Origin of the sequence: Nostoc sp. GT001 (assembly GCF_030382115.1) — a bacterium.
Lineage (GTDB): Bacteria > Cyanobacteriota > Cyanobacteriia > Cyanobacteriales > Nostocaceae > Nostoc.
In genome coordinates, this window is sequence record NZ_JAUDRJ010000003.1 from 148,525 (window position 1) to 166,280 (window position 17,756).

Annotated in this window: 14 protein-coding genes; 9 read left to right on the forward strand and 5 right to left on the reverse strand. The window is 41.4% G+C overall.

Going from position 1 to position 17,756, the window contains the following annotated elements:
- Positions 1-27: 27 nt before the first annotated feature.
- A complete protein-coding gene (gene bioB, locus QUD05_RS03280) occupies positions 28-1,035 on the reverse strand; it encodes a biotin synthase BioB (protein WP_289794845.1) in 1,008 nt (335 codons plus the stop codon).
- A gap of 640 nt (positions 1,036-1,675) precedes the next feature.
- Here bioB and QUD05_RS03285 point away from each other — a divergent pair.
- From QUD05_RS03285 to QUD05_RS03305, 5 genes are all read left to right on the forward strand, one after another.
- The gene (locus QUD05_RS03285) at positions 1,676-2,248 is read left to right on the forward strand and encodes a GNAT family N-acetyltransferase (RefSeq protein WP_289794846.1); all 573 of its coding nucleotides are present in this window, start codon (positions 1,676-1,678) and stop codon (positions 2,246-2,248) included.
- Positions 2,249-2,445: 197 nt separating this feature from the next.
- Positions 2,446-2,901, forward strand: a complete 456-nt coding sequence (locus QUD05_RS03290; RefSeq protein WP_289794847.1) for a hypothetical protein — start codon at positions 2,446-2,448, stop codon at positions 2,899-2,901.
- A 145-nt stretch (positions 2,902-3,046) separates the two neighbouring features.
- Entirely contained in the window at positions 3,047-3,187 is a 141-nt protein-coding gene (locus QUD05_RS03295) for a hypothetical protein (protein WP_289794848.1), read from the forward strand.
- 11 nt (positions 3,188-3,198) lie between these two features.
- A complete protein-coding gene (locus tag QUD05_RS03300; RefSeq protein ID WP_289794849.1) occupies positions 3,199-4,656 on the forward strand; it encodes a protein adenylyltransferase SelO in 1,458 nt (485 codons plus the stop codon).
- A 272-nt stretch (positions 4,657-4,928) separates the two neighbouring features.
- Positions 4,929-6,107: a toll/interleukin-1 receptor domain-containing protein gene (locus QUD05_RS03305; protein WP_289794850.1), complete on the forward strand. Its 1,179-nt coding sequence runs from the start codon at positions 4,929-4,931 to the stop codon at positions 6,105-6,107.
- Positions 6,108-6,277: 170 nt separating this feature from the next.
- Here the strand turns inward: QUD05_RS03305 and QUD05_RS03310 are convergent, their stop codons facing one another.
- Complete coding sequence (locus QUD05_RS03310; RefSeq protein ID WP_289794851.1) at positions 6,278-8,002, reverse strand: ABC transporter ATP-binding protein; 1,725 nt, start codon at positions 8,000-8,002, stop codon at positions 6,278-6,280.
- Between the two features lie 447 nt (positions 8,003-8,449).
- On the opposite strand from QUD05_RS03310, the gene QUD05_RS03315 reads away from it, so the two are divergent.
- Both QUD05_RS03315 and QUD05_RS03320 read left to right on the forward strand, forming a co-directional pair.
- Positions 8,450-8,686, forward strand: coding sequence for a type II toxin-antitoxin system Phd/YefM family antitoxin (locus tag QUD05_RS03315; RefSeq protein ID WP_289794852.1), 237 nt, complete (start codon positions 8,450-8,452; stop codon positions 8,684-8,686).
- Positions 8,683-9,093, forward strand: coding sequence for a type II toxin-antitoxin system VapC family toxin (locus QUD05_RS03320; protein ID WP_289794853.1), 411 nt, complete (start codon positions 8,683-8,685; stop codon positions 9,091-9,093). Before QUD05_RS03315 ends, QUD05_RS03320 begins: the two co-directional genes overlap by 4 nt.
- Positions 9,094-9,284: 191 nt before the next feature.
- Here QUD05_RS03320 and QUD05_RS03325 read toward each other — a convergent pair whose 3' ends face one another.
- Together QUD05_RS03325 and smc are read right to left on the reverse strand one after the other, a co-directional pair.
- Positions 9,285-10,283, reverse strand: coding sequence for a PRC-barrel domain-containing protein (locus QUD05_RS03325; protein ID WP_289794854.1), 999 nt, complete (start codon positions 10,281-10,283; stop codon positions 9,285-9,287).
- A 200-nt stretch (positions 10,284-10,483) separates the two neighbouring features.
- Complete coding sequence (smc, locus tag QUD05_RS03330) at positions 10,484-14,122, reverse strand: chromosome segregation protein SMC (RefSeq protein ID WP_289794855.1); 3,639 nt, start codon at positions 14,120-14,122, stop codon at positions 10,484-10,486.
- A gap of 528 nt (positions 14,123-14,650) precedes the next feature.
- Between smc and QUD05_RS03335 the strand changes: the two genes are divergently transcribed.
- Positions 14,651-15,472 (forward strand): carbonic anhydrase, encoded by an 822-nt coding sequence (locus QUD05_RS03335; RefSeq protein ID WP_289794856.1) that lies wholly within the window; start codon positions 14,651-14,653, stop codon positions 15,470-15,472.
- Between the two features lie 287 nt (positions 15,473-15,759).
- Here the strand turns inward: QUD05_RS03335 and QUD05_RS03340 are convergent, their stop codons facing one another.
- Positions 15,760-16,218: a BON domain-containing protein gene (locus QUD05_RS03340; RefSeq protein WP_289794857.1), complete on the reverse strand. Its 459-nt coding sequence runs from the start codon at positions 16,216-16,218 to the stop codon at positions 15,760-15,762.
- A gap of 467 nt (positions 16,219-16,685) precedes the next feature.
- Between QUD05_RS03340 and QUD05_RS03345 the strand changes: the two genes are divergently transcribed.
- Positions 16,686-17,606 (forward strand): ribonuclease D, encoded by a 921-nt coding sequence (locus tag QUD05_RS03345; protein ID WP_289794858.1) that lies wholly within the window; start codon positions 16,686-16,688, stop codon positions 17,604-17,606.
- The last annotated feature ends 150 nt before the right edge of the window (positions 17,607-17,756 follow it).

Consider the following 17,756-nt stretch of genomic DNA (forward strand, 5'->3'; position numbering starts at 1 on the left):
CCTTTTGGTTATCCCACAATTAGATATTTACCCTACAACAGCCGGACTTGTTACCTTCTCCTGTCTTTGGGAAGGCGGACGCATTCCCAAACCAAGTAAATTCAGCATTTCTCGGTCAGTATCGTAATCTGGACAGGGAGTTGTCACCGTCAACATCTTGTTGTCGTCGCTAGAAAAGATAGAATTGGCTCCTGCCATAAAGCAGAAAGCTTGCTCAACTTGAGAAAGTCTCGCCCTGCCTACACTAAGACGCACATCGGAAGCTGGCATTAAAATTCTGGCTGTGGCAATCATCCGCACAATATCCCAAATGGGGACATCAGGCTGATTTTCTAAGGGAGTGCCTGGTACTTGTGAAAGAATATTAATCGGTACAGACTCTGGATGCGGATGTAAGTTTGCCAGAGTTTGTAACATCCCAACCCGGTCATCTACAGTTTCGCCTAAACCCAGGATACCGCCAGAACAGACAGTAACATTTGTCTGACGGACATTCTCAATTGTGTTCAAGCGATCGCTATATGTTCTCGTGGTAATAATTGTGCTGTAATATTCCTGTGAGGTATCTAAGTTATGGTTGTAGGCGTAAAGTCCGGCTTCTTCTAATTTCCTAGCCTGATTTGCCGTCAACATCCCCAGAGTGCAGCACACCTCTAAACCCATTGCAGTCACATCCTTGACCATTTCCAGAACTTCCTCAAATTGTGAGTTATCCCGGACTTCGCGCCAAGCTGCACCCATACAAATGCGACTAACACCAGTTTCTTTAGCTTTTTGGGCAATGTTAACTATCGTTTCCTTTTCTAGGAGTGCTTGCGCCTTTACCTCTGTTTTATAGCGGGAAGATTGGGCGCAGTAGCTACAATCTTCTGGACAACCCCCCGTTTTAATCGATATAAGCTTGCAAACTTGTATTTTTGTTGGGTCATGATATTGGCGATGCACGCTAGCAGCTTGATAAATAAGCTCTAGCAATGGCGTGTTGTATATCGCCCGAATCTCTAATTCCTGCCAATCGTAGCGTATTCCCACCACATCACTATCCTTCTTGTAGACTGGGTTAAATCTTGAGCTGTTTTTTACTTGAATCTGCTGCGGTACAACGTTTAGGCAAAGCGATTTTATCGAAATTATGCCCTGCACTGTGCTTTATCANCCCTTAACTCTCAATCTTTCCGCTCTAGATATTAGACATCAGCTTATCAAGATTTTGGTTGAATGGCAGATTAAGAGCAAAAATACTCACTCTATCTATTTGTTGTAAAGGGGAAAAAGGGAAAGGGAAAAGAAAAAACCTTTAATCCAAACTCAGTAGACTTTTCCCAAAACCCGATTCCCAATTAAAAATGCCTAACCGAGAAGTATTGCATTGGGCATTAGGCACTTGTACTGAGTTTCGACACAACGACTACGCTCAGTGCATCGCTGCGCGGTAATCGAGCGACTTGTGCCGAGCGAAGTCGAGGTAAGTCGAGATTCAACTACCGCTTTGCCCTTGGCGTGGTAAGAAAGCTTTATCAAAGTGCAGCCTCTCCAAGAGTTGTATTAGACATTAGCAAGACTTATGTAACTGGAGTGCGAATTCTATTCCCCCTAGCTGCTAAACCACAGGTTATGAGAGAATTTATAAAATTTAGAGAATGTTTTGGAAGAGATCCCGCAGATTAAGCAATTTATGATATCAGAACTGCCAATAATTGCAAGCGATCGCCTATTATTACGAGCAGCGATCCATGAAGATATACCCCAAATTCTCAAATACTTTATTGATAACAAAACTTATCTCACTCCATTTTACCCTCTTTGGGCTGATGGTTTTTTCACTGAAGAATATTGGCAATATCAGATAGAGAATAGTTTTCTAGAATTTATCAATGGGCAATCGTTAAAACTATTTGTTTTTACCAAAAAAAATCCTACCGTAGTTATTGGAACGGTTAATTTTAGTAATTTTGTCCGAGGAGCCGCTCATTTTTGCTATGTGGGATATAGCCTTGCTGAAAATAAACAAGGTAAAGGATATATGACAGAGGGGTTAAAATCTGCAACTCAATATCTATTTGAAGAGTTAAATTTTCACCGAGTCATGGCTAATTATATGCCTCACAATCGGCGCAGTGGTAATGTACTCAAAAGACTCGGTTTTGTCGTTGAAGGATACGCTAGAGACTATTTGTTAATTAATGGACAATGGGAAGATCATATTTTGACAAGTCTTACAAATGCTCTTTGGAAAGCGCCTAATTAATACTTTTATATCCAGATAAGAATGGATTTAATATATCAATTGTGAATATCTACAAATTCATAGTAAATTCATAATAAATACACAACAACTCCACAAGCAAATGCAATAGTAATATTTGTTCACTACAATGCTTAGTGATTAAGGTTAGCTTTAGCCGATGTGTCGAATTTTATTAAATAGTTGAGGAGTTTTTTTAAATGCTCATTAATTCTAGAAAGTGCTTATCTGTATTTTCGACTATCTTCGCTTTTGCTACCATCTTAAACGGAGTTGTTTTGGCAGCACCAGGCCCAAATTCTACCACCACACCAGCCTTAAAAACTCAGACTAGTGCTGCATCACACCAGCCAATCAAACTCACACAGCAACAGCGGCTACAAATCCAAATTGCTCGCCAGCAAAGAGATAAAGATATTGAGGCTCTATTAAACCCGTCCCAAGATACTAAATTTAAGGCAGCACTGCAATCGCGTCAGAGAATCAGAAAAGTGCTAACATCTTTGGATCTGAATCAAGATCAACAGAAACAGGTTCAATCAATTTTGCAAGCTTATAACCTGCAAGTGAAAAAAATTCTAGCTTCACAGGTATCACAAACAACATCAAAGCCAGTAGGAATTGCTGCACCACCATCAGAACCAATTAAAAAATAAAAAATCAGTTTTATTTAATTAAGATTAAGTTTCGGGAGACTGGCGGATTTTATCCAAACTTCGGTTGAGCCAGTCTTATTTTTTTATTTGCAAAGCTTTATCAAAACAGAATTCAGGAGTCAGGTGGTCGCCGAGCGCAGTCGAGGTGAGCCAGAATTCAGTTGGGTATTTTGTGCGTCTGGCAGATTTTGATAGCGATGCTGCCATATTTGAGATATGGGTCGCTTTTTACGTCTATGCTGATGATGCTGAAGCCAGAGGTAGTATTAAAGGAAGAATGAATTAGCTTTGCTCGTAATGACTCTGGCTGAAACTCCAAACGACAAGAATTCTAGCAATCCTTTTCTCACCCTCAACTACGAAACCGCCTTAGAATCTCTAGGAGGCGACTACTACGATGAGGTTGCGGCGGCAGAATTTCCTCAACACCTCCTGCGTTGGCGTAACGATGAACTATTACCCCGTTTCGGTCTAGACCCCCAAGTAGTCAAAGACGAAGATTTCATCGCAGCCTTTGGTCAATTTCAGGGGCGCAAACCGTTGTTAGCACTGCGTTATCACGGCTATCAATTTGGTGAATATAACGGACAGTTGGGTGATGGTAGAGGCTTTCTCTACGGACAAGTACGCGCCAATGATGGCGAATTATACGATTTTGGCACTAAAGGTTCTGGGAGAACGCCCTACTCCCGTGGTGGCGATGGTATGCTCACGCTCAAAGGTGGGGTGCGGGAAGTTCTGGCTGCGGAAGCGCTGCATTACTTGGGTGTACGTACTTCGCGCTGTCTGAGCATGATTGAAACAGGTTTACCACTCTGGCGGGGCGATGAACCTTCGCCTACCCGTTCATCTGTGATGATTAGAATGAGCAGTTCTCATATTCGCTTTGGCACTTTTGAGCGACTGCACTATTTCCAGCGTCCAGATTTAACTAAGAAGCTGTTAGACCACGTAATTGAGCAGTATTATCGACACTTAAATGCTGAAGAAGATAAATATATCCTGTTTTACGCCGAATTAGTTAAACGGGTCGCAGAACTAGTAGCACAATGGATGGCGGCTGGCTTTTGTCATGCAGTCCTGAATACTGACAATATGTCGATTACTGGAGAGAGTTTTGACTATGGGCCTTACGCATTTATTCCGAGTTATAACCCATCCTTTATAGCTGCGTATTTTGACTATTATGGGCGCTACTGTTACGGTAATCAACCAAGTATTTGCAAGTTGAATTTACAAATGCTCCAAGAACCTTTAAAGGCGATTATTGATAAGGGCGAAATGGAAGCTAGATTAGAAATGTTTGATGAGCATTATCAAGCTGAATACAGTTCTTTGATGTTGAAAAAGTTAGGTTTTTCGGAGTTGTCCCATCCACAAGCTGCGGAACTGTTGAATCTAACAGTTGAATTTTTAAAAGATAGCCAAGTTGGTTATCACCAGTTTTTTTATGAGATGGCTCGTACTTTTTCATCGAAATGGCGAGATGAACCAGGTTTTGTGATGAATAATTCCGATATTGTGCCAGTACCCGGTGCATCGGGAATATTTGATGATTGGTGCATACTATACCATCAAATTTTGAACGATTTTGATAGCGATCGCACCAATATAATTTCCCAAACTCTAGCTGTTAATAATCCCAAAACGGTATTATTAAGACCTGTGATTGAAGCTACTTGGGAAGCAATTGCCCAAGAAGATAATTGGCAGCCTTTTTATGAGTTGATACAGCAAATTCAGTCTAAAAAATAGTACAATCAAAGCTATTTTTTCATTGCGGTAGACTGATTAATATCATATCTGCCGTAATTGACACGACTAATAATTTAATAAGAGACGTTGTAATGCAACGTCTCTAAAAATAATGCTGAATTGTATAAATACAAAAATCTGAATTGAATTGCGAGAAAATACGTAGGTCTCTTTTCCAAGATAAAAGTAAAATTTTATTCAGCAACTCCTAAAAGGAGAGAGGTCAAAATGTATTGCTTCCATTCGAGAAGCGCTATATAGCATCTAAAAAAATGAATGAAATATATATATCGTATGCATGGAAAGACAACAAGAGTGAATTGGGTAGTCAACGTGAAGAATTAGTCGATAAAATTTGTGCAGCGCTTATTTCTGAACGTTATAACTTAATTCGCGATCGCAACTATTTAACACTAGGCAAAAGTATACAGAATTTCATGGAGGAAATCGGGCGTGGTAACTATGTGATTGTTGTAGTCAGCGACAAATATTTGCGATCGGAATACTGTATGTTTGAAGCTGTTAAAATCATTAAACACAAGGGTTATGATCAAAAAGTTTTTCCAGTTGTTTTACAGGATGCCAATGTATATACCAAAGAAGGTAAGAGCGAGTACATAAAATACTGGAAGCAACAGAAAGAAAAACTAAAACAACTCATCGGTTCAGAACGAACTTCTCATGAAGATTCAGCAATGCATGATGTTGCTGAAAAAATTAGAGAGATTTCCCAAAAAATTGATGAATTCATGTTTTTTATCTCGGATAAATTAAGCATCGATCCATCTCATAACTTTAATGCATTTATCAATCAACTTACTGATACTATTAGAAATGATGCAGTTCAACTCAGAAGCAAAAAGAGCATTTTGGTCGCAGGAACAGGAGACTTTAATATTCCTAATGAAATCAATTGGTGCGCTCAAAAGCTTGGGGAGAAAATAGCCGAATATAACTATAACCTGATCACAGGTGGATGGCAGGGAGTAGATTATGTTGTAGCTGATAAGTTTGCCGAAAAAATCACGCAACAAAATATCCGCCTAACCGATAAGTTAACACACGTTGTTCCACGAGGAAAACAACCTGTATTTAAGGGTGGAAAAATCGAATACACCGAGTCAGGTATTAATGAATGGCTTGATTGTTTACGACATTCAGATTTGGTTATTCTTCTGGGAGGTGTTGGCGGAACTTATGATACTTATGTATATGCTAAACAAGAAAAAATTCCGGTGATTCCTATTGTATGCACTAATGGCGATGCCAAAAAAGTGTTTGATGAAATGCTGACAAATTGGGATACTAAATTAATGGGAAATATCTCCCAGGAAAAATTTAAATCACTTAATCAATATATCAATGATGAATCAACAGCAGAAGATGTGGTCAATGATGTCATGGATATTGTGAACGAAATTATTTTTGCAAAAACTATGCTAAATCCCTAAAGGGTCAGAATTCAAGAGTCAGAATCCAAAATGAATTTTTTTAAAGAACCGCATAGACGCAAAGGGGCTATTCTAAGAGTTTTCTTTTCACGCTAGCGTCTCCCCTTCTCCCAAAGGGAGAGGCTAACGCCAAGGGAGAAGGAGTACCCGCAAAGTTAGCTTCCCCACTCCTAACTAAACTGTTGGGCATAAAACCGCGCATAGCGACACTCTAGAGCTAATAATTCTTCATGGGTTCCCGATTCGACAATTTGCCCCTGTTCGAGAACTAAAATACGATCGCACCTTCTAACTGTCGATAAACGGTGAGCAATAATAAACACTGTCCGTTTTTCCATCAATCTTTCCAGCGCTTCCTGTACCAGTGCTTCTGACTCAGAATCTAAGGCTGATGTCGCTTCATCAAGAATCAATATTTGGGGATTGAGGAGAACAGCACGAGCGATCGCTATTCTTTGTCTTTGTCCCCCTGATAAGTTTACCCCACGTTCGCCTACCCAAGTCTTATAACCTTCTGGTAGTTGGCTAATAAACTGATGGGCGTTAGCAATTTTCGCTGCCTCTTTAACTGCTTTTATGTCAAAAATATATTGTCCAAAAGCGATATTTTGAGCAATCGTCCCCGAAAACATAATGGTTTCTTGAGGAACAATCCCAATTTGTCGCCGCAGACTATGCAACTTCACATCCCGAATATCAACATCGTCAATGAATATTTGACCAACTTCGGGGTCGTAAAAACGGGGTAAGAGATTCACAAATGTGGTTTTACCAGCACCAGAAGCACCCACAAGCGCGATCGCTTCACCTGGCGATACTAATAAACTGATATCTTTTAAGACAGGTTCACCTGGTTTATAGGCGAAGGAAATATGACGATATTCTACCTTGCCATTGACTGGAGCCAGAGCGATCGCATTTGTCTTTTCAATTACCGTCGGCTGAATTGCCATCAATTCAAAAACGCGGTCAACAGATGCTTCACCCTGTTTAAATTCGTTGTAGTTGTTAGTAGTGTGACCAATGGGATCGATTAATAGCGCCGCCGCCGCCAGATAACTGAAAAAATTCGCTACTGTTAAGTTACCTTGGGAAATTTGCCACGCTCCCACAATCAGTAACGCTAACGCACTTAAGGCTTCGAGAAATCCGATGATGGGAATCTGAATTGCTTTCAGGCGTTCGGTTGAGTATTTTGCTTTGAGACTGCGTTCTGCTTCATGTCCAAAGCGGGCGATTTCGTAATTTTCGGCAGCAAAAGCCTGTACCAAACGAATCCCGTTGAAAACTTCCGCGAGAATGGCTGATAAACCCGACACGCGATTTTGACTTTTTAAAGAATACTTGCGTAAACGTTCACCAAACCAGCCAACTAAAATACCCATCAGCGGCGCAATTATGATTGTTGCTAATGTCAGTTGCCAATTCAGATAAATCATGTAAATCGGAATTGCCAACAGCTGCAAAATACAGGGGATAAAGTCGTGAAATACTTTATTTACCACTTCGCCAACGCGGTCAACATCTTCTGTGAGGCGGTAAGATAAATCACCAGCTTTTGCTGTTTCAAAATAGCTGAGATTTAGCTTTTGCAGATGTGCGTAGACTTGCTGACGGAGATGAAAAGCAACTCTTAAAGCAGCTTTCGCCATGTACATATCTTGTATAGACTGAAACAAGCCTCTGACAAGAAATATTAAAGCACAGCTACCAGTTATTTGAGCGATCGCTACTACATTACCTTGGGCAAAGGGAGTTGCCAATTTCCCGGCGAGATTAATTAATACTAAAGTCGCCAGCACGTATCCCAAGATACCAATCAGTCCCCTGGCGATGGTTTGCCACTGGAGTCGGATATAAGGCAGCAGTTGCCAGTAATTAGAACGGGTTTTCAAGCTCGAAAGTCCACAGCGATATTTTACTTTGTTTGACGCTAGCAGTTTTTAGTGAGTTTCTGAACACTTAACTAATTAGTTACAAACTGTTTTAGCGTTGATCCTAGAGTTAATTAGTTCATAAGTACTAGTAGGCTGTCAAGAACTAATTGACGGATAAATTCCTTGTAGAGACGGCGATTTATCGCGTCTCTCTAACCTCCCAAAAGTTTTGAGAGGTTAGTGGTGTTCAGATCCCCGACTTCTTTAAGAAGTCGGGGATCTAGCAGCCCCTCAAAATGAATTTGACAGAGTACTAGATAGATCCATTTAATTGCGGTGTGACAGTTCTGGGTGTGGAATCCTGGATTTAATCTTGTTTTGAATATCGCACCGCCCTCATCACTAACGCCGTCACAAGTAAAATAGATGTGCGTCAAGTCCCCATCCCTAACCCCAGAACCCACCATGACACAAATCACCCTTTCCGATCTCCCCGAAATCATCCAAACCCTACTCAATCAAGCCCAAAAAACAGGCGAACCCCTCACTATTACCCAAAACGGTATCCCCTTCGCCATCATTTCCCCCATCAAGAAAAAATCCCTCCTGGAAACCCTTTCCACCCTTGAACCACTGGACGAAGACTTTGCCGATGTGGACGAAGGATTATTACCATTAGATGATATTGAGTTTTCAAAATGAGCTATTTATACTTGTTAGATACAAACATCATTTCCGAACTAATTAAAAACCCCAGAGGAGTGGTATTTTCAAAAATTCAAGATGTCGGAGAAGACAAAATTTGTACAAGTATTATAGTAGCTTGTGAATCAAAATTTGGAGCTAAAAATAAGAACTCCCAAAAGCTCATAGAAAAACTTGAAATAATTTTGGATAGTATTGAAATACTACCCCTAACTCATCCTGTAGAGCAATATTATGGAGAAATCCGCACTTATTTAGAACAACAAGGTAAACCGATTGGAGCTAACGACTTATTAATTGCTGCCCATTCTTTAACCCTTGATCTAACTCTCGTTACCGCCAATATGCGTGAATTTTCCCGTGTTCCTAATTTAAAAGTAGAAAACTGGCTCGAACCTCACTAAAATCAGAAACATCTAAAAAATTAGCCCTCTCCTTGTTAAGTAAGGAAAAGGCTGAATTAATCTTAAAATACTTCCTAATTTTCCAATTGAATTACGAATTACGTTAGCGCAGTGGTAACGAGTCCACGTACCCTTACAGGGAAGCAAGCTACGCGCAGCGTCTCGTAGAGAGCGTCATTACGAATTACGAATTAATATCCGCCTTCTTCTTCGTATTCTGGCTGTCTTTCCTTAACTTTCTTAGGAATATTCACAGGCTTCGGTGCATCTTCCCAAGCATCGCCGTCTACGTCGTCATAATCATCGTATTCGTCAACGTATGGCTTGCTATAGGGTTGGGCTTCATACTTTAGCGGCTGCGGTTGTTGATACCTGTCGTTGCCTGTTGCCTCGCTCCAGTTATCTTCTTCCTCGTCTTCTTCGTATTGAATAGATTCATACTGCCGCGCCTTCATTACCTGACGCTGTGGCTTTTCCTCTTCTACATAGTCTTCATTCCATTCTTCTTCCCGCGCTACGGGTTCGGGGGCGCGAACTTTTTGCCTGGGTGGCTGTAATGGCACTCCACTCGGTAGTTGATTACCTGGTGCAACTTGGCGCGGTGGAGCATAGCCACCGTATTCTTCTTCTATATCTCGCTCCCACGGTGCTTTGCCGATACCCAGGCGCTCTAGTAAACCAACTGTCAACTGGTTTACTCGTTCTTCAGCTCCCTCAAACACAATCAACCGATTGGGGCCAGTGCTGACAATTTCATCTACTGAGAACTCGTAAGTACTCAGAAATTGATCGGGAATTTGGGGCAATCCTAAAGAAGCAATGACTATAGATTCAAGCTTCCCGGTTTCGCCGTTGAACTTGAAGCCCCGAACTTTGCCTAAGACTTCACCTGTTTCTGTAATTACTTCCCAGTTAATCAAATTACTGAGAGATTCAACTTCGATATCTTCAATGACATCTTCGTTATCAACCAGGATGACATCACCAATCTGGCTGATGTTGTTGAGGTACATATAGCGCGGTATGCCCGAAATGGAGATCAGGCTGTCTCGCAAACCAAGAGCCACAACCTCTCTTTGATCGATATCAACCCAGACTTGACTGATAATGCCTAGCCGCTTGCCGTTGTCGCGGGTAATCACCTGGGTATTTAATATGTCGGAACGCCTAATTATCTGTTCGGAGGTCATTCTATACCGAGTCCTGATCTCGAATCCGGTTTAACGCGACGTGCAACTTCTTCTTGCAACCCCACTTCCATTCCTCTATCCCAGTGAACGAGAGGCTTTGATTTTTGCTCTCTTTCCCTGGTAGGCAAGGGGTTCGGGGTTAGGTTTGAGAGAAAGTCACACATTACGTGGTTTATCTATACACTATTATTAACAAAAACTCAAGCAGATGTATTGGATGATTGTAACTTAATCCCCAAAACTTGAGTGTAAGCTCCTCGTGCTTGAGTAACGCCAATTGTGCGTTCGGCTGATTCTATCATCGGACGACGCAAACTAACAACTATAAATTGCGCTTGTTGTGACTGTTGTTTAATCATTCTAGCTAATCGCTCTACGTTTGCTCCATCTAGGAACATATCTACTTCGTCAAAGGCGTAAAATGGCGATGGACGGTAGCGTTGCAGGGCAAAGATAAAGCTCAAGGCTGTGAGTGATTTTTCTCCCCCAGACATGGAAGCTAGGCGCTGTACGGGTTTGCCTTTGGGGTGCGCGACTAAATTCAATCCACTGCTAAAGGGATCTTCAGGATTTTCTAGTTGCAAGAAGCCGTCGCCGTCGGAAAGAATAGCAAAAATTGATTGAAAGTTTTCGTTGACAGCATCGAAAGCTTCTTTAAAGGCAAGTTGCCGCAATGTGGTAAAGTTTTCAATCCGTAAAAGTAGTTCGGTGCGTTCCCCTTCTAGTGTCTCTAATTTTTGCGTGAGTTCTTGGAGACGGTTTTGAGTGCGTTCGTATTCTTCCAACGCCAGCATATTTACAGGTTCCATTGCCTGTAAGCGTTTGGTAAGCGATCGCAATTCTTTCTGCAATTCTTCTAAATCTACCTGATCTGGAACTTCTGGCAAGGGATTTGGTAATTCTGCTCCCACATCCCGCAATTGAGTTTGCAGTGCAATTAGTTCCTCGCGCCGTTTCTCTTGGGTTTCTTGGAGTTTTTGGATTTCCCATTCCAATTGTTGTTGACGTAAAAGGTGCGATCGCACTTCTAGTTCTGTAGCGTCGCGTTTTTGTTTCTCTTCGCCCAAATTTTGCTCCATTTGACTCAACGATAAACGGGTTTGGCTGATTTGGTCGTCTATCGTTGTGATTTGTGTGGAGACGCGATGAATCGCGTCTCTACAAGAGATTTGTTGGGTTTCGTATTCGGTGATTCGCGTTTCTGCTTCTTGGATTTTTTCTTGCAAACGTTGTTGCTGATTTTCTAAATTTTTTAATCTTTGTTCGGCTTCTCGTAATGCTGTCTCCCGTTGTTGCAATTGTTGCTCTTGGATTTTAATGGTTGCCTGGATTTGTTGCCATTCACTGGGGGTTTGGGATGCTTCTAACTCGGCTAAGGCGTGTCGCAATTGTTGCAATTCATTTTCTTGCCCAGGTAATTCCCGCTCTAAAATTTCTAATCGAGATTGAGCAGTGGCTAACTTTTCGCTGTTTTGGGCGAGTTGCGATCGCGTCCCCTCTAATTGCGCTGTTAAACTCTTAATGTCTTTCTGCAACTGCTCCAATTGCAACTGCTGTTCGCGCCGCGCCTGACGCGCTTCGGTGAGTTCCTGAGTGAGTTTTTTGGTTTTGGCTGACAAAGTAGCGATCGCTTCAGTACAACGCTCTAAAACCCGCTCAATATCCACTAGGCGAGTTTTTAAAGCGATCGCTTCATCAGATTCCGCCGCTTCAGCGTTACCAAACCGTAACGCTGAACGATTGCTGTTACTACCACCAGTCATTGCACCACTGGTTTCTAAGAGTTCCCCGTCTAAGGTGACGATGCGATACAGTCCTAAATTTTTCCGCGCCGCCTCCAAGCTGGAAAATACGACAGTGTTGCCGAAAACATAGCTAAATACATCTTTGTAACGGCGATCGCAATCGACTAAGTTCACAGCATAATTAACGAAGCCGCTAGCGAAACGTAGCGTTGCATCTTGAGTAAATTTGGGAGCGTGAATTTTATTCAGCGGTAAAAAAGTCGCCCTCCCTGCACGTTTCTGTTTGAGAAGTTCAATACCCGCTGCGGCGATGCTGTCATCTTCCACCACAATATGTCCCAAGCGCCCCCCAGCAGCCATTTCCAAGGCTAGTTGATGGCGGGGTTCCACTTTTCCTAACTGCACAACTAAGCCACAAAGTCCAGGTATGCCCGATTGTAAAATGACTTTACTCGCTTGGGTTCCTTGGACTTCTTGCTGTGCTTGGGCTTGCGCCTCGATTTTATCCAACTGGCGTTGTTTTTCGCGTTGTTCAGACAGTAACCGTTTTTGAGTTTCCTGTTGAATTTGCAGTTCTTGTTCTGTGGCTGAGAGATTTTGAGCTAAATTTTGGATGGGTTCGCTAGAGGCGTTAAATTCCGTTTCAACTCCACTACACTGAGTTTGTTTTTCTGTTAACAAGGGTTCGTCGCGTTCAATTAACTGGGTTTGCTCTTGGATAAGCTGCTGTAACTGATTATTGCGTTCCCTGAGTTGTGCTTGTTCGGTGCGTTGCGGTTCTAGGGTGTGCAGTAAAGCTTCAATTTGACGGTTGAATGCTGTTTGTTGCTGCACCCACGCTTCCGAAGCCGAGGCGATTTCGGCGGCGGCTTCGCGGGAGGTTTCTAAGGCTTGGTGGGCTTCATTCCTTTGGTGTTGGGAAGACGCGATGAATCGTGTCTCTACAATGTGTGTTTCGGCAATTTCTTCTAGGGAATGACGATGTTTTTGAATCTCTTGCTGAGTCTGAGTTAGACGTTTAGCGGTTTCTTGGGAAGCTGTTTGTAATTCCGTTAGCTGACGCTGGAGTTGTTTACGTTCTGCTTCTTGGGTGGCGAGGGTAGATTGTACCGCCAAAAGTTCCTCTTCTCCCAATGCTTTCACGTGGGCATTGAGTTGTTCGAGTTCCGCAGTTTTTTGAACGATTTGGGAATTTAAGTTGGTGAGTTGGGTAGTGAGTTCGGTAAAATTGCGATCACCTGTTTGAATTTCGTGAACTAACTTTTCTTGTTGTGTTTGCAAGGAACGCCATGATAAAACAGCTTCCCAAGATTGTTTAGCCAGAAATTCCGTGCGGAGTTTTTGATATTTCTCAGCTTTAGCACGATCTTGAGAAAGGCGATCGCGCTGTGCAGTTAATTCAGTCTCAATAATCCGACAGCTATCTTCCTTTTCCTTTACTTCATCTAAAGTTGATTTGGCTTGGACAATTTTGCGATCGAACGCCGCCACCCCAGCTAATTCATCAATAATTTCCCGTCGTTCCCGCCCATTCATCGAGATAATGCTGGTGACATCCCCTTGCAGCACGACGTTATAGCCTTCAGGATAAACCCGTAGGTTACTTAGTTCTTCATGCAACTGTGTCAGCGTGCAAGCTTCACCATTGATATAGTAATTCGAGGTGTAAGTCCCTTGGTGAGTGACTCGCAGCCTTCTAGTAACACTCCACTCGCCCAATTTTGGATTTTGGATTTTGGATTTTGGTTCTTCCTCCGCCTCCCCTGCCTCCCCTTCCTCCTCTACTTCCTCCCTTTGCGCTTTTGTGTCTTTATGTGAGATTTCATCTGACAAATCAAACGTCACAGTGACACTAGCTTCAATAGAAGCGCGTCCTTTAGACGTTTGGGTGTTGTTTACCAAATCTGGTAGGCGATCGGCTCGCATTCCCTTAGAACTGGAGAGTCCCAGGCAAAATAGCAGCGCATCTAAAATATTCGATTTACCCGAACCATTTGGCCCAGATATGACAGTACACCCCGGTAGCAAAGGGACAGAAGTAGTGCCACCGAAGGATTTGAAGTTCGTAAGTTCCACGCGCTTGATGTGCACCATAGGCGCTGGTTCCCTGGGCTAATGAAGAACAAGTGTATCAACTAATTAAGAATTCGCAAGAGGGTAAGGGGAAGAATTGGAAATTATAGTAGACGCGTTGCAGTGAGTCTGCAAGCTTCACCCAAAAGGCTTAGGGACTTCCAAAAAATATCCAAATTGGATAATTTATTTCTTGGAGTTCCCTTACCGCAGGCGATCGCTAAGTGTACGGCAAAAAATTTGATGCCGCAAACTGACCATCAAATTTTCCCAGAGCAGATAATATCATGTCCGACTAATTACTTGTAATTCAAAAATTTTAAATAGGATCAAGGCATTCTGACACAGTAATGTGAGTTGCTAAGTAACAGGGGGAGGAAGTGAAAAAAGCAACTCACCCCAATGGTAGAGGGTATTAAAAGCACCAGATTAATTTATAATATAGTAATCTTTACAATTGAAAAAACGTAGAAAGAAAGTCATCTTTACTACCCTAATCTGTTGTCTGTGATTTGTTTCTGAACCCCCAAAAATTTCTAGAATTTAGTAATGAAGAAATTAATTAAAGGTCTGCGCGAATTTAAATCTAGCTATTTTTCGACACATCAAAAATTGTTTGAGCAACTTTCACATGGTCAAAAGCCCAGAGTATTATTTATTACCTGTTCTGATTCGCGTCTCGATCCAAATCTAATTACACAAGCCCAAGTTGGTGAATTGTTTGTCATTCGCAATGCAGGTAACATTATTCCACCGTATGGGGCAAGTAATGGCGGTGAAGGCGCGACAATTGAATATGCTGTTCAAGCTTTAGATATTCGCCAAATTATTATTTGTGGTCACTCTCATTGCGGTGCCATGAAAGGATTAATGAAGTTACATAATCTCAGCGATGAAATGCCGCTCGTACATGATTGGCTTAAATATGCAGAGGCAACTCGAAGGCTAGTTATAGACCATTACAGTCACTACGATGAAGAAGAATTGCTAGAGATTATGATTGCCGAAAATGTTCTTACTCAAATTGAGAATTTGCGGACATATCCAGTGATTCACTCTAAGCTTTATCAGGGGGAACTCAGCATTTATGCTTGGATTTATCACATTGAAACAGGAGAAGTTTTCGCATACGATCCCCAGAAACACGCTTATGTTTTGCCCCAAACTCAGCTTGCAGATTCGGAAATAGATGAGTCATTCAGGGGTCAGGTTCTAAATACCAATGTAGTAGTGCGTTCCCCTCAAAACCCGCAGGATGATGTTCAACCTTATGAGAAACAGTCTGTTTCTCCATTTGAGTGGTTTCCAATGAGACGACTTTCTCCAGAGCAGATGGAGCGAATTTATCGAGGTTCAAATAATGGAAGTTGAAAGATGAAAATATAGAATTTCAAACATCTCTTAGAGGATTGGGGTGGGGTTTTTGTACCTTACAGCTATTTTCAGGTAAATAAACCACGCGGTAGGGACACAGCAATGCTCATTGGTGTCAACTTAACGTGAAAGCATTTTCAAATCTCGTTTCCAGCCTCTGGGCTGGAAATACAATTCAAAAGCGGCTCTGGCGCCAGCAAGGGAAGCGGAGCCTCTAGGATGGCATTCCCAGTCGGAGACTGGGAACGAGACAAAGATATTAACTCAAAGCTTCAGTTATTCTTTTATGGCTTTTTAACAGTATCAACTTTTGCTTCTACCTTCACTGTCTTCACACCTTGAACTTCTTTAGCTAAGGTTTCAGCTTTCTTGAGTTCTTCAACAGAAGCGGCTGTACCTTTGAGGATAATTTCACCCTCTTTGTTTTCAACTTGTAACTTGTTGCCTGGTAAGCCTTTATTCAACTTTGCGCTAACTTCAGTTTTTAAATCGCTCTTAGCTTTTGTTGCTGCCGTTTTTTCAGCATCGGTTTTAACTTTCGTACCTGTATTAGCTGCTAAAGGAGTAGCTTGTGTTTCTGGAACTTTGGCAGTTTGATTTGTCTCTGAAGCTGGTTTTGCTGGTGCTTGAGCAGCTTCATTAGTTGTACTAGGAGTTTCTGAACCAGTTTTAGGAGCCTCTTGGCAGCCAAAAGTACCAACTACCAAAATGCTACTAACTACTAATAGAATTAGCTTTTTCATTATCTATCTCCGAATTGAGTACTTGAAGCAGTTAATTGAGGTGTGTGTGATGGTGAGGGGCAAATTTAAAAAAACAATTAAAAGTGAAGTAGCAAAAGTGCTTAAGCAATAGCTCAGGTTGCTGAAAATTGAAATTTGGACGATTTCTTGAAGCTAAGATTTTGCGCCTAGTTTTGAGAAATGCCAATTCAATTTTTCTGACGGCTGCTAACCAGGATGCTTTTACACCCAGTCTGTGGCTCTCTATGACTTTAAGGTAGATGCTGAGTAGCTGTTTTGATGGTAGACTACGCCACTCCACAGTAGTGACTCGATGTTATCAGATTTGAGTCAATTTGGCGATGTCTATAACGAATTCCAAACTTCAGCCTTTTTGCAATCCTGTATAAGCATTCTTACCAACAAAATGTTACTTTATAAAACTATGGCTTACTTACAATGCCTTAAATATTAGGAAATATTAGCCAATGCCCTACCTTACTTCAGCTAGCGAAATTCGTGCCATTGTTGCTGAATATACAAATGCTAAAACACTGTGGATAGATACAGAAGTCGCTGACTATAAAAGTCGTAATCCCCGATTATCGCTGATTCAGGTATTAGATAATCCTCAAGATATGAGCGGCGATCGCGTCTATCTTTTAGATGTCTTAGATCAGTCTAATATTATAGCTGAATTTATTGATAAAATTATGATAAATTCTGCCATTGAAAAAGTTTTTCACAACGCGAGTTACGATCTAAAATTTCTCGGTAGCAAGAAAGCCAAAAATATTACTTGCACTTTGGAAATAGCCAAAAAAATTCCCTACTATCTTTTACCATTACCCAACTACCAACTCAAGACAATAGCGACAGCACTTTGTAGCTTTAATAATATCGATAAACAAGAACAAACAAGCGATTGGGGAAAACGCCCTTTGACTGAAGAACAGATAGAGTATGCTTACCTAGACTGCATTTATCTTGCTCAAATTCACCTAAACTTGTTAGGCTTACAAGCCCAAGCCAACCCCGAACCTGCAACGGAAGACTTAATATCACTAAGTACTAGATACTCGGAACTTGAACAGCAATGGAAGTCGTTGAATTCAGAATTTGAGCATTTGCAAGAACGTATGAAAAAAGCTATGCAAGCTCAGAATGTATCTGAAACTTCTAATTATAAGCTGACTAGTTATGAACGGACTACAATCAAAGCTGCATTTACAGAATTAGCCAGACTAGCACAAACTCAAGATATCAATTTAGATTTTCCAATCACACTAACTCAGAAGCTCCAAAAGGATTTAGGGGAAAATCTGGAACAACTATCTGTAGATATTGACAAAACCACCTCTTGGCGACTAACTTCCAAAACTCAAGAGAGTGAAACAGAGGATGAGTAAATTGTTCATGTTGCTACAAATTTCAGAATTGGTAGAGTTATTGTGAAGAATAAGTATTGAAATTTAATAAATATTTCCTCCTTTATTCTCTGATAAATCTATAAAATTTAAAGGCCTATCAGAAGTTAGAATAGTTAGTGAGTTAAAAAA